Raw genomic sequence first — 13,438 nt, 5'->3', positions numbered from 1 at the left:
AGATCGCCGGGGTGGGGGCGGGAGTTACGCCGGGACGAGGTGGGGGCGGACCTCTTCCGCCGCGGTGTCGCCGTAGGACTCGGCGAGCCGCTTGACGAACAGGTCGCGGCGGACGTCGTACTCCTGGGTGCCGACGGTCTCCAGGACCAGCGTCGCCAGCAGCGAGCCGACCTGGGCGGCGCGTTCCAGGCCGAGGCCCCAGGAGAGCGCGGTGAAGAAGCCGGCCCGGAAGCCGTCGCCGACGCCGGTCGGGTCGACCGCGCGGATCTCCCGCGCGATCGGGACGTGGATCGGGTCGATGCCGCGCCCGGCGATCTCCACGCCGTGCTTGCCCAGCGTGGTGACCCGCACCTTGACCAGGTCCAGCAGTTGGTCGTCGCTGAGCTGCGCCTTGCTCTGCAACAGCGACTTCTCGTAGTCGTTGGTCATCAGGTACTCGGCGCCCTCGATCAGCGCCACCACGTCCTCGCCGGGCATCCGGGCGAGCTGCTGGGACGGGTCGGCGGCGAAGGCGTACCCGCGGGTGCGGCACTCGGCCGAGTGGCGCAGCATCGCCTCGGGGTCGTTGGCGCCGACCAGCACCAGGTCCAGACCGCCGAGCCGGTCGGCGACCGGGGCCAGCTCGATGTTGCGGGCCTCGCTCATCGCTCCGGCGTAGAACGACGCGATCTGGCACATGTCGGTGTCGGTGGTGCAGACGAAGCGGGCGGTGTGTGCCACCTCGCTGACGTGCACCGAGTCGCAGTCCACACCGTGGCGCTCCAGCCAGGAGCGGTAGTCGGCGAAGTCGGCGCCGACCGCGCCGAGCAGCACCGGGCGCAGCCCGAGCTGACCCATCCCGAAGGAGATGTTCGCCGCCACGCCGCCGCGGCGGAGCACCAGGTCGTCCACCAGGAAGGAGAGGGACACCTTGTGCAGTTGATCGGCGATGAGCTGGTCGGCGAAGCGACCGGGGAAGCTCATCAGGTGATCGGTGGCGATCGAGCCGGTGACGGCGATCTTCATGTCAACCCTCGGGGTCGGGAGCAGGGCGCGGTCAGCCTACCGGGACGGCAACCCGATGCTCACCGCTCGGTCGGACAACGGCTACCAGCCCGCCACGACCCCCTCCGGGACCGCTCCCGGGCCGCTGCGAGCGCCCACCGGTACGGCGATGGGGCCGTCCCGAAGAACGGCCCCATCGTCGCTGGTGTGTGGTGTGACTCAGTTGAACGAGTCACCGCAGGCGCAGGAGCTGCCCGCGTTGGGGTTGTCGATGGTGAAGCCCTGGGCGTCGATCCGATCGGCGAAGTCGATCGTCGCGCCGGAAAGGTACGGGGCGCTCATCCGGTCGACGACGACCTCGACACCACCGAAGTCGGTCACGACGTCACCGTCGAGCGAACGCTCGTCGAAGAAGAGCTGGTACCGCAGGCCGGAGCAGCCGCCCGGCTGCACGGCGACGCGGAGCCGCAGGTCGTCGCGGCCCTCCTGCTCGATCAGGGCCTTGACCTTCTGCGCCGCGACGTCGGTGAGGACGACGGAAGTAGGGGCCTTGGCCTCGGTCGACTCGGTCTGCGCTGGCGTGGTCACGTGGAAGTCTCCCTGCGCGGTTTGGGTCCGGACGCACTGGCCAACGTCGCGCGTCGTCCAGTGATTCCCGGTTGTGGTCCTCAGCCGATCGTACGCCGCCTTGGCCGGGCTCACCCGCGTGGCGTGACCCCCGCCGCAGGTCGGCCCTCGGTCGGGGCGGGGGCACGGGCGGTCGGGACGCTCAGCGGCTCCACTGCCGGGCCAGCCGGGCGCCCAGTTCGCGCAACCCCTCCGCGGGCCGGCTCAGCGCCGCGTCGAGCCCGCCACCCTCCTCGCCGCCGAAGTGCTCCACCAGGCTGTACGCGTCGGTCACCCCGGCCGAGGCGGCTTCCCGCCGGCCGGTGCTCACCTGCCCGGCCACCACCACGCAGGGCACTCCCCGGTCGCGGGCGGCGCCGGCCACCCCGGCGACGACCTTGCCGCGCAACGACTGGTGGTCGAACGACCCCTCACCCGTGATCACCAGGTCGGCGGTGTCCAGCGCGGTGTCGAGTCGGGTGGCCCGGGTGACCAGGCCGATCCCCGACTCACAGTCGCCGCCCAGGGCGAGGAGCGCCGCGCCGATGCCACCGGCGGCCCCGCCCCCGGGCAGCGCGCCGAGCCCCTCCGGGCAACCGGCCAGGTCCCGTTCCAGCACCGCCGCGAAACGCTCCAGGGCCGCGTCGAGCAGCAGCACGTCGGCGCGGTCGGCGCCCTTCTGCGGGCCGAACACGTTGCTCGCGCCGTGCAGGCCGAGCAGGGGGTTGTCCACGTCGGTGGCCGCGACCAGCCGGACGCCGCGCAGCCGGGGCGCGCCGTCCAGCGCGTCCACCGCGGCGAGCGCCGCCCCGCCGTACGGCAGCGCGGCGCCGCCCTGGTCGAGGGGGGTCACGCCCAGCGCGGCGAGCATTCCGGCGCCGGCGTCGTTGGTGCCGGAGCCGCCCAGCCCGATCACCACAGTGCGGGCACCGCTCTCCACCGCAGCGGACACCAACAGACCCAGCCCGTACGAGGTGGTGGCCTTCGGGTCGCGCTCGGCTGCGGAGAGCAGGTGCAGGCCGCACGCCTGCGCGCTCTCCAGGTAGGCGGTCGAGCCGTCGGCGGTGAGCAGGATCTCACCGGCCGCCGGCCGGCCCAGCGGGTCGACCGTCGACACCGGCACGCGCCGGCCGCCGAGGGCTTCGGCGAGCACCTCCACGAAGCCCGGTCCGCCGTCGGCGAGGGGCCGGATCAGCAGCTCGTCTCCGTCGGTGACGGTGCGCCAACCGTCGGCGACGGCGGCAGCCACCTCCGGTGCGGACAGGGTGCCGGCGAACTTGTCCGGGCAGAGCAGCACGCGCATGCCGAGCAGTGTGGCAGCCCACACCGAGCGAGGCTGCGTCGCGCTCGCGCTGTGGGACCATGGGCTACGTGACTTCGACCTGGGTGGAACCCTCCAACACGGCGACAGCTCTGCTGCTGCTCGGCCGGGGCAGCGACCCCGACACCGAGCGCGGCGTGGAGTGTCCGGGCGACCTGCCGGCGCCCAGCGATCCGGATCTGGTGGCCCGTGCCACCGCCGCGAAGGCGAAGCTGGGCAGCAAGGTCTTCGTGCTGGGGCACCACTACCAGCGCGACGAGGTGATCCAGTTCGCCGACGTGACCGGCGACTCGTTCAAGCTGGCCCGGGAGGCCGCGGCCCGCCCGGACGCGGAGTACATCGTCTTCTGCGGCGTGCACTTCATGGCCGAGAGCGCCGACATCCTCACCACCGACAGCCAGCGGGTGATCCTGCCCGACCTCGCGGCGGGTTGCTCGATGGCGGACATGGCGGTGCTGGGCCAGGTCGAGGCCGCGTGGGACACGCTGACCGAGCTGGGCATCGCCGGCAACACCGTGCCGGTGACGTACATGAACTCCTCGGCCGACATCAAGGGTTTCGTGGGCCGCAACGGCGGCGTGGTCTGCACCTCGTCCAACGCCAAGCGCGCCCTGGACTGGGCCTTCGAGCAGGGGTCGAAGGTGCTCTTCCTACCGGATCAGCACCTGGGCCGTAACACCGCGGTGCTGGAGATGGGCCTGTCGTTGGACGACTGTGTGCTCTACGACCCGCACAAGCCCGGTGGTGGGCTCACCCCGGAGCAGCTGCGCGACGCCAAGATGATCCTGTGGCGGGGGCACTGCTCGGTGCACGGCCGGTTCACCCTGGAGAGCGTCAACGACGTACGGGAGCGGGTGCCCGGGGTCAACGTCCTGGTCCACCCGGAGTGCCGGCACGAGGTGGTCACGGCCTCCGACTACGTCGGGTCCACCGAATACATCATCAAGACGATCGAGGCGGCTCCGGCCGGCTCGGCGTGGGCGCTCGGCACCGAGCTGAACCTGGTCCGCCGGCTCGCACTGGCGCACCCGGACAAGCAGATCATGTTCCTGGACAAGGCCGTCTGCTACTGCTCGACGATGAACCGGATCGATCTGCCGCACCTGGTCTGGGCTCTGGAGGAGCTGGTCGCGGGCCGGGTCGTCAACCAGATCACGGTGGACGCCGACACCGCGCACCACGCCCGGGTCGCGCTTGATCAGATGCTCGCGCTGCCCGGCGCTGACACTCCGCCGCCGACGGCGTCCTGATCACGATCCGTAGCGCTCTTGGTACGCAAAAGTGCCGGATCACCGATTAATGCCACACACGCCGATGTGACCGAGTCCTTTTTCGTCACCGAGGGCTATGCTGCCCAAGCGACGACACACGCGGGCCGTTTCGACATGGCCGCATCCGGGGTAGCGACAAGGTTCAGGCGCCCCACCATCAACACGGCAGCACCGACGCGCTGGAGGTTGCGTTGACCGACGACGTCCTGGTTGTGCACGGAGGTACTCCGCTCGAAGGGCGGATCCGCGTGCGCGGCGCGAAGAACCTGGTATCGAAGGCGATGGTCGCCGCGTTGCTCGGCGACAGCCCGAGCCGGCTGTTCGACGTGCCCAAGATCCGCGATGTCGAGGTGGTGCGAGGTCTGCTCGGCCTGCACGGCGTCAAGGTCACCGACGGCACCGAGGATGGCGAGCTCGTCTTCGACCCGGCGAACGTGGAGAGCGCCAGCACCGACCAGATCAACGTGCACGCCGGTTCCAGTCGGATCCCGATCCTGTTCTGCGGCCCGCTGCTGCACCGCCTCGGGCACGCGTTCATCCCGGATCTGGGCGGCTGCCACATCGGCCCGCGCCCGATCGACTTCCACCTGCAGGCGCTGCGGGAGTTCGGTGCCACTGTCGACAAGCGGCCCGAGGGGTTGCACCTGTCCGCGCCGAACGGGCTGCACGGCACCAAGTTCGCCCTGCCGTACCCGAGCGTCGGCGCCACCGAGCAGGTGCTGCTGACCGCCGTGATGGCCGAGGGTGTCACCGAGCTGCGCAACGCCGCGGTGGAGCCGGAGATCATCGACCTGATCTGCATCCTGCAGAAGATGGGCGCGATCATCAAGGTCCACACCGACCGGGTGATCGAGATTCAGGGCGTGCCCAAGCTGCACGGCTACACCCACCGGCCGATCCCGGACCGGATCGAGGCGGCGAGCTGGGCGGCCGCCGCCCTGGCGACCCGTGGTCACGTCGAGGTGCTGGGCGCGCAGCAGGCCGACATGATGACCTTCCTGAACATCTTCCGCTCGGTCGGCGGCGAGTACGAGGTCACCGACGCCCGCGCGCCGAAGCTGGGCGACCCCGGCCAGGAGGGCGGCATCCGCTTCTGGCACCCGGGTGGCGAGCTGAACGCGGTGGCGTTGGAGACCGACGTGCACCCCGGCTTCATGACCGACTGGCAGCAGCCGCTGGTCGTGGCGCTGACCCAGGCCCGCGGCCTGTCGATCGTCCACGAGACGGTCTACGAGCAGCGGCTGGGCTACACCGAGGCCCTCAACTCGATGGGCGCCAACATCCAGGTCTACCGGGACTGCCTCGGCGGCACCCCGTGCCGCTTCGGCCGGCGTAACTTCAAGCACTCCGCGGTGATCGCCGGGCCGAGCAAGCTGCACGCCGCCGACCTGGTCATCCCGGACCTACGGGCCGGGTTCAGCCACCTGATCGCGGCGCTCGCGGCCGAGGGCACCTCCCGGGTGTACGGCGTGGACCTGATCAACCGGGGCTACGAGGACTTCGAGGCGAAGCTCGCCGACCTGGGCGCGCACGCCGAGCGTCCGTAACCTCGGTCACCCCATCGTTCGACTACGACGGCTCCAGGTCGCGCTGCGACCTGGAGCCGTTGGCCGTTGTACCGCGATGTGCACCGGGCGCGGACCGTTGGCTACCCTTGCCGCGTGCCGTCGCTCTTTCGCCGCAAGTCCACCGACCTCGTCGACGAGGCCGTCACCTCGGTGACCCCCGAGGAGACCGCTGAGCGTCCACGGGGTTACACCCCGGCCAAGGGTCGGGAGACGCCCAAGCGGCCGACCGCCGGCCGTCGCCCGGCCGGCCCCACTCGCCCCCTCACCAAGGAGGAGGAGCGGGAGCGTCGCCGTCAACTGCGCGCCGAGGCAGCGTCGGAGTTCCGCCGCGAGGGTGGGCCCCGCGACCGTGGCCCGGAGCGGCTGCTGGCCCGCAACGTGGTCGACTCCCGTCGTACCGTCGGCACCTGGTTCTTCGGCGGCGCGCTGATCGTGCTGGTCGGGTCGAACGCGGCCATGCCGCCGCTGGTCCGGCTGATCTCCAACGTGCTCTGGGGCGCGCTGGCGCTGGGTGTGGTCGTCGACTCGGTGCTGATCTGCCGCAAGATCAGCAAGCTGGTCCGGGAGCGCTTCCCGAAGACCGACCAGCGGATGGGCTCGCTCTTCCTCTACGCGGTCATGCGGTCGATCACCTTCCGGCGGATGCGCGCTCCGGCGCCCCAGGTCAAGCTGGGCGACAAGGTCTGACCCCCGGGCTCCCACGCCCGCACCCTGGCGTCCCGCGCCCGCAAGATCCGCACGACTTCAGCGAAACTGCTGCCTCAGACATCTCCGAGGCAGCAGTTTCGCCGTATCTGCGCGGATCTTGCCGCGCGTTCATCATGCTGAACGGGTTGCCGTTGTTCGCCACGCCGAACGTTCGACCCAATGGAGCGAAGGCATGCCTTCGGAACCGGCTGCCCCGCTGGCCACCATCGCCGCTGCCCTGCGCCGGGAGCGGGAACGGGTCGGCATCTCGCTGACCGAGCTGGCCCGCCGGGCGGGGGTGGCCAAGTCCACCCTCTCCCAACTGGAGTCGGGCAGCGGCAACCCGAGCGTGGAGACGCTCTGGGCGCTGGGCGTCGCCCTCGGTGTGCCGTTCAGCCGGCTGGTGGAGCCCGTCGACGACGATGTACGGGTCATCCGGGCCGGGGACGGGCCGCACGTCCGCTCGGAGCAGGCCGACTTCAGCGGAACGCTGCTCAGCGCCGGTGCGGCGCACCTGCGCCGGGACGTCTACCTGATCAGCCTGGAACCGGGTGCGGTCCGAGCCGGGCAGGGCCACACCCCGCGCAGTATCGAGCACGTGGTGGTCGCTGCCGGCCGGCTGCGGGTGGGGCCCGAGGGGGCACCGGTCGAACTCGAACCCGGCGACTACGCCACGTTCCCCGGCGACGCCCCGCACCGTTACGAGGCGCTCGCTCCCGGTACGTTCGCCGTCCTCATCATGGAGCACCCCTGAACGAGGACGGCGATCCCGCCGCAGCCGGGTGGCCTTCGAGTGCGGTATGGTCGGACGCCAGATTCGCTTATAGGACCAAATGTCCGAAACCAATGGGATAACGTTTGCGCCGGTGGGCCGCACCACAGTGGCGGTGAGCGAGCCCACGCCGTTACCCTCCATCCGCAGCCACGGCCTGCCGGAGCAGCGATCTGACCGGCACGTGCGGCCCCAGCGCGACAATTTGCAACGAGGTGACAACGCGTGAGCGAGCGGACGCGAGCCGGCCACCGGGGCGTGGCAGGCGGCGACCGGACGCCCAGCGGTCACCCGACGGCGGCTGCGGACACCTCACCCCCGGCGAGAATCGGCCCAGCGGCCGGGTGTGGCGACGGGCTCGACGGATGAACGGCCGCTACAACGACCGGTGGTCAGACCCGAACGAACCGTCCTGGGTGGTCGAGCCGACCACCGAGTGGCACCCCCAGTTCCCCGGCCAGCGTTACGCCGGCGACATCGGCAGGCCGCACCAGCCGCCACCGCGTGGCCGCGCGACGGTGTCCGGTCGCGCCGAGGTGCCACCGCTGGCGCCCACCCGCCCGGACGGCACCTACCTCGGCCGGTCCTGGTCCGACGAACCACCGGAGGAACAGGCACCTCACGGCCGTTCCTGGGTGGACGACGAGCCGGGCGAGACACCGGCCTACGGCCGACTCCGCGGCGACGAGCGCTCGGCGGACACCTCCGCCTACGGCCGGCCCGACAGCGCCGACTCCCGCCACTACGACCACGAGCCGTACCGTCGTCCGCTGCCCGAGCCACCCCGCCGCGACGACCGTCGCTCGCCCGAGTCGGACCGACGTACCGCCTGGTCCGACCGACGCCCCGCCGACGAGCGGGGGCCCGCGCGGGAAGCCGCCTGGCACCGGGACCAGCCCACCCCCGATCGGTACGACAGCCGCCGTCCCCGGCAGGAGCCCACCGAGCGGGATCGGGGTTACCGGGGCTCTCCGCCGGTCTCCCCCGCGCCCCGGCCCGAACCCGGCTGGGTGCCCGAGCCCAACGACACACCACGTCGGCGCGGCACACCGGAACGACCGGCCGCTGGTTACGAACGGCACACCGGCGAGGCGTACGGCGGCCGACCCACCCGCGACCACGACGGCCGCATCGCCGACGGGGTCGACCCATGGGCCCCCGTGGACGGCCGCACGCGATACAGCGCCGACGGGTACCCGGACCGGGCCGCCGACGACCTGCACCGCCCGGACTCGCGCTACCGGGCGGACGAGGGCATCGGCACAGCGCCCTCACCCAACGGTGGACGACGGCGTCGCCCCGAGGCGGACCTGCCCGACCAGCCCCGCCTCGACGACGACCGGCGGCGGCCCGACACCGACCCGCACCGGCAGCAGCCCCGTGAGGCGGCGGCCCGCACCGACGCGTACCCGGACCGGCGACCCCGCGAACAGGCCCGCCCGGACGGGTATCGCGACAACGGCTACCGCGAGGACGCGCCTCGTGAGGACGCGTACCGCGAGCCCCGGCCACAGCCGGGCCAACGGTCGGACGGCAGTCTGCCCTGGCCAGCACCGGGTCCGGTGCGCCAGGACCGCACCTCGGACCGTACCCGGGAGCCCGGCCACCGCACCGACCCACACCGCAGCGACCCACACGGCAGCCCGGACCCGCACCGCACCACAGACCCGCACCGCAGCCCCGACCCGCACCGCACCGCGGACCCGTACCGCAGCGCCGAGCCGGGCATCGCGCCGCGGCCGGCCGCCCGGCCCGACCGGCCGGCGGCCACCCCGTCCCGGCCTGACGAGCGCCCGGCGGCCGCTCCGGCACGGTACGACGAGCGACAGGCACGCCCGGCCGCGACGGCGCCGCCCGCCTCCGGCCGTGCCATGCCGGTCCCACCGGTCTCCCCGGAGCGACCGGTGTCGCCAGCGCCCGTCTCCCCCGCTTGGGACCGACCGGTATCAGCCGCCCCGGCCTTCCCGGAACGACCGGTGTCGCCAGCACCCGACTCCCCCGGCGCCCGCGGCTGGGACCGGCCGGTGTCGGCCGCCCCCGTCTCCCCCGCCGCGACCGGTTGGGACCGGCCGGTTTCGGCCGTTCCGGTCTCGCCCGCCTCCGACCGGCCCGTCTCGGGGCCACCCGCCGCGCGTCTGCGACTGGAGTACCTGCCCGCGCCGGTGGACCCGCCCACCGCCGACGAGCGCTCGGATGCCCCGCCAGCATCGGGACGCCAGCCGCTGGCCGAACCGCCACCGGCATCCGGGGCGCATCCCGCCCCGCCGCCGCGTTACCCCGGCCCGGACACCGGGGACCGCCCGGCGGACCAGCGGCGCGGCGAGGAGCCGGGCCCGGACCGCCGTCCGGTCGGCGACCCGCTGACCGGCACCCCACCGACCGACCGCCGCCCGACCGCCCCGGACCGCTCGCCCCCGGCGGAGCGGCCGCACCCCGCCGATCGCCCGGCGGTGCCGCAGCGTCCGTACTCGCCGGAGCGACTGGCCCCGACGGCGGACGCACGCCCGTCGCTTGCCCCGCCACCCACCTGGCAGGCACCGCCGCCACCGGCGACCCGCCCCGACCCGACCCCGGCCGACCCGACCCGGGCGGTTCCGGCTCCGGCGGCCTCGCAGCCACTGGCGGCGGAGGTCGCGCCGGTGCTCCCGCCGGCCCCCGGTACGCCGCGCCGCTACGTACCCCCGCCGCCCTCGGAAGAGCCGGTGGCGGCCGTTCACGAGCCGGACGACGTCCCGGGCACCCGCGGGCCGGAAGCGTGGTTCAGCCCCGCTCAGTCCGCCGAGTCCGACCAGGCCGAGCCGGCGACGGACCAGCGGTCGTTCGACCCGGTCGACGACGAGTCGACGTCCGGCGACCCCGACCTCACCGCGACACCGGTCGCACCGGACGCACAGACGTCGGCGGCGGCGGCCGACACCCACCTCGACGTGGCCGACGAGCACGCCAGCGGGTCGACGCCAGACGACGCCTTCGACCCGGTCTCCGCGCCGCCCGCCCACCCGGTCTCCGGTGCCCCTCGGCTCTGGCCGGAGGACCTGGACGACGACCCGCAGCCCGATTTCGACACGGGAACGGTGGACGGCGACGAGCCCGTCTCCGGCGCACCTGTCGCGATGCCCCGCCAGCGGACCGAAGCCGACCTCGAAGCCGAGGGCGAGGCCGACCAGCAGGCATTCGCCGCTTCGCCCAGCGAGGACAGCGATCCGGTCGAGCACGACCCGACGGACGAACTAGCGCCACCGGACGAGCCGACGGACGCGATCGACGATCCGAGCGCGAGCCCGGCGGATGGCTCGCGGGGCGACGAGTGGCGGGGCGACGCGACGCTGCACGTCACGGCTGTGGACGACACGAGCCCGCCCGTCTCCGCACCGCCCGTCTCCGCACCACCGGTCTCCGCACCGCCGTTCTCGGCACCGCCCGCCTCGGTCACGCCGGTCTACGCTCCTCCGGCACCGCCGGTATCGGCCCCGCCCGCGGCACCCGTCTCCGCGCCACCAGCGCCGACCGCAGCGCCCGTCTCCGCGCCGCCCCTCTCCACCGCGCCCGTCTCGGCGCCGCCCGCACCGACACAGCCGCACTCCGTAGCGCCAGTCTCCGCGCCGCCAGCGCCCACAACAGCGCCCGTCTCCGCGCCGCCGGCGGCCACGCCCATGACCGCGCCACCGGCCTCGACACCACCGCCCTCCGCGGCACCCGTCTCCGGGCCGCCAGCGTCGGTGGTGCCGGCGTCCGGGCCGCCCGCCTCGGCCGTACCCGGCCCGAGGATCGGCTCGGACGGGGAGAACGAGCCGGTGTCCGCGCCACCCGACCACGCACCGCCGGTGGTGACCCGCCCGTCGCTGGCCGACCCGGGCGACCCGGAGCAGGTGCTGGCCGCGTACCGGTGGCGGTTGGACCCGGTCACCCTGCGCGAGGAGCTGACGGAGCCGGACGACCTGCGGGCCATCCGGCGGCGGCTGACCGAGAAGTTGGGTTCGGCGGTCGACAACCGTGCCCGGGCCCGGCTGCTCAGCCTGCGGGCTGTGGCCTCGCGGATTCTCGGCGACCTGGACGACGCGCTGGCCGACGGTCGGCTCGCCCTCACCTACGCCGAGGCCACCGGCGAGCTGCGCCGGACCGCGCTGGCCCAGGCCCGGCTGGCCCACGTGCTGCGCTGGCGCGGCGACTTCGCCGAGGCCGACCAGCTCTTCGCCCAGGCCAACTCGGTCGAGTTGCCCGACCGGTTGCGGGCCGCATTGCACGAGCACGCCGGGCGGTCGTGTTACGACCAGGGGCGGCTCATGGAGGCCTGCGAGCACTTCGAGAAGGCGCTCGACCTGCGCGGCGCGGGCGACGCCGAACTGCTGGACCGGGTCCGGGTGGCCCTCGACGCGGTCACCGTCCGGGCCGAGGCGGGTGGCTTCGGGGCGTACCCCCGGAGTCGGGACGAGGTGCTCGACCGGGACCGACCCCCGTTGCCAGACCGCGACGGGCAGCTGTGGGGTTACACCAGCCAGGACGGCGACATGGTCGTGCCCGCCCGGTACGCCGAGGCGCAGCCCTTCCACGACGGGCTGGCCTGGGTCCGCCGGCCGGACACCGACCGCTGGTCGCTGATCAACCTGCTCGGTACGACGGTGATCCCGCCGTCCTTCCGGGCCGCGCAGCCGTTCAGCGACGGCCTGGCCTGGGTGGTCGGCGAGGGTGGTTGGACGGCGATCGACGCGACCGGGGCGGTGCAGGTCCCGCCCAACTTCGCCGAGGTACGACCGTTCCGGCGTGGGCTGGCCGCGGTCCGGCGCGAGGGGTGGGGGGCGGTCGACCGGACCGGTCGGGTCATCGTGCCCACCCGCTACCACGGCTTCGTCACCGAGTTGGCCGACGGCCAGCAGATCGACGGTTTCACCGACGAGGGGCTCGCCGTGGTCGACGTGGCGGGTCGAAGGGGCGTGGTGGACCGCACCGGCACGGTGCTGGTCCCGCCGGCGCACCCCATGCTGGTCATCCACCCGGTGGCGTTCCTGATCGAGAGCGACAACGGGCGGTGGGGCGCGCTGGACCGGCGCGGCGTGCCGCTCATCGATCCGGTGCACCGCGATCGCGCCGAGGTGCTGGAGGAGATCGACCGGCTACTCACCGACGCCAACCCGGTGCTCTGAGTCACCGGTCGTCAGTGTTGATCCACTGGAGCTAGGGTCGGTACATGGAATTCCGACACCTGGGCCGTTCCGGCCTGATGGTCAGCGAGATCTCGTACGGCAACTGGATCACCCACGGTTCGCAGGTCGAGGAGGACGCCGCGTTCGCCTGCGTCCGGGCCGCCCTCGATGCGGGGATCACGACCTTCGACACCGCCGACGTGTACGCCGGCACGCGCGCCGAGGACGTGCTCGGCCGGGCGCTGCAGAACGAGCGCCGCGAGGGCCTGGAGATCTTCACCAAGGTCTACTGGCCGACCGGGCCCGGCCGCAACGACCGTGGCCTGTCCCGCAAGCACATCATGGAGTCGATCAACGGCTCGCTGCGCCGGCTGCGTACCGACTACGTGGACCTCTACCAGGCCCACCGCTACGACTACAGCACGCCGCTGGAAGAGACGATGGAGGCGTTCGCCGATGTCGTCCACTCCGGCAAGGCGCACTACATCGGGGTCTCCGAGTGGACCGCCGAGCAGCTGCGCGCCGCGCATCCGCTCGCCCGGGAGCTGCACATCCCGCTGGTCTCCAACCAACCTCAGTATTCGATGCTCTGGCGGGTCATCGAGACCGAGGTCGTACCGGCCAGCGAGGAGCTGGGCATCGGGCAGATCGTCTGGTCGCCGATGGCCCAGGGTGTGCTCTCCGGCAAGTACCTGCCGGGCCAGCCGCCGCCGGCCGGTTCCCGGGCCACGGACGAGAAGTCGGGCGCGGGCTTCATCTCCCGGTTCATGAACGACGACGTGCTCACCCGGGTCCAGCAGCTCAAGCCCCTCGCGGAGCAGGCCGGGCTCACCATGGCCCAGCTCGCCGTGGCGTGGGTGTTGCAGAACCCGAACGTCTCGTCGGCGATCATCGGCGCGTCCCGCCCCGAGCAGGTGCACGACAACGTGAAGGCGGCCGGGGTGAAGCTCGACGCCGAACTGCTCAAGGCGATCGACGACATCATCGAGCCGATCACCGAGCGGGACGCGGCAAAGACCGAGTCCCCCGCGCAGCGTCCCTGACGCCGTTCCGGCCCGGTCGGCGCGACACCCTCGCGCCGACCGGGC

9 protein-coding genes are annotated in these 13,438 nt (G+C 73.1%); 6 read left to right on the top strand and 3 right to left on the bottom strand.

Translation table 11 applies throughout. The features are described 5' to 3' along the window. Positions 1 to 24: 24 nt before the first annotated feature. The 3 genes from FB453_RS29270 to FB453_RS29260 form a co-directional block, all read right to left on the bottom strand. Positions 25 to 1,005, bottom strand: a complete 981-nt coding sequence (locus tag FB453_RS29270) for a carbohydrate kinase family protein (protein ID WP_145795426.1) — start codon at positions 1,003 to 1,005, stop codon at positions 25 to 27. Positions 1,006 to 1,203: 198 nt separating this feature from the next. Beyond that, positions 1,204 to 1,572, bottom strand: a complete 369-nt coding sequence (gene erpA, locus FB453_RS29265; RefSeq protein ID WP_091407494.1) for an iron-sulfur cluster insertion protein ErpA — start codon at positions 1,570 to 1,572, stop codon at positions 1,204 to 1,206. Between the two features lie 181 nt (positions 1,573 to 1,753). Further along, positions 1,754 to 2,893 carry a glycerate kinase family protein gene (locus tag FB453_RS29260; protein WP_145795525.1) on the bottom strand — a complete coding sequence of 380 codons (1,140 nt, stop codon included), beginning with the start codon at positions 2,891 to 2,893 and terminating at the stop codon, positions 1,754 to 1,756. Between the two features lie 68 nt (positions 2,894 to 2,961). Between FB453_RS29260 and nadA the strand changes: the two genes are divergently transcribed. The 6 genes from nadA (at position 2,962) to FB453_RS29230 (ending at position 13,393) form a co-directional block, all read left to right on the top strand. Further along, positions 2,962 to 4,161, top strand: a complete 1,200-nt coding sequence (gene nadA / locus FB453_RS29255; RefSeq protein WP_145795424.1) for a quinolinate synthase NadA — start codon at positions 2,962 to 2,964, stop codon at positions 4,159 to 4,161. A gap of 212 nt (positions 4,162 to 4,373) precedes the next feature. Next, positions 4,374 to 5,729, top strand: a complete 1,356-nt coding sequence (gene murA, locus FB453_RS29250; RefSeq protein WP_030337972.1) for a UDP-N-acetylglucosamine 1-carboxyvinyltransferase — start codon at positions 4,374 to 4,376, stop codon at positions 5,727 to 5,729. A gap of 114 nt (positions 5,730 to 5,843) precedes the next feature. Continuing rightward, a complete protein-coding gene (locus tag FB453_RS29245; protein WP_112582817.1) occupies positions 5,844 to 6,437 on the top strand; it encodes a DUF3043 domain-containing protein in 594 nt (197 codons plus the stop codon). A gap of 193 nt (positions 6,438 to 6,630) precedes the next feature. Continuing rightward, on the top strand, positions 6,631 to 7,191 hold the full coding sequence (locus FB453_RS29240) for an XRE family transcriptional regulator (RefSeq protein ID WP_145795422.1): 561 nt from the start codon (positions 6,631 to 6,633) through the stop codon (positions 7,189 to 7,191). A 383-nt stretch (positions 7,192 to 7,574) separates the two neighbouring features. After that, the gene (locus FB453_RS35170; protein ID WP_486480518.1) at positions 7,575 to 12,350 is read left to right on the top strand and encodes a WG repeat-containing protein; all 4,776 of its coding nucleotides are present in this window, start codon (positions 7,575 to 7,577) and stop codon (positions 12,348 to 12,350) included. 44 nt (positions 12,351 to 12,394) lie between these two features. Continuing rightward, complete coding sequence (locus tag FB453_RS29230; RefSeq protein WP_112589150.1) at positions 12,395 to 13,393, top strand: aldo/keto reductase family protein; 999 nt, start codon at positions 12,395 to 12,397, stop codon at positions 13,391 to 13,393. Positions 13,394 to 13,438: the final 45 nt, after the last annotated feature.

This window comes from Micromonospora sp. CNZ322, from assembly GCF_007827755.1.
This window is presented reverse-complemented; position numbering and strand designations above follow the sequence as displayed.

Bases quoted from the DNA above. Each gene is read 5' to 3' on its own strand.
- FB453_RS29270 (WP_145795426.1), bottom strand. From the start codon at position 1,005: ATGAAGATCGCCGTCACCGGCTCGATCGCCACCGATCACCTGATGAGC.
- FB453_RS29260 (WP_145795525.1), bottom strand. From the start codon at position 2,893: ATGCGCGTGCTGCTCTGCCCGGACAAGTTCGCCGGCACCCTGTCCGCA.
- FB453_RS29240 (WP_145795422.1), top strand. From the start codon at position 6,631: ATGCCTTCGGAACCGGCTGCCCCGCTGGCCACCATCGCCGCTGCCCTG.
- FB453_RS35170 (WP_486480518.1), top strand. From the start codon at position 7,575: ATGAACGGCCGCTACAACGACCGGTGGTCAGACCCGAACGAACCGTCC.
- FB453_RS29230 (WP_112589150.1), top strand. From the start codon at position 12,395: ATGGAATTCCGACACCTGGGCCGTTCCGGCCTGATGGTCAGCGAGATC.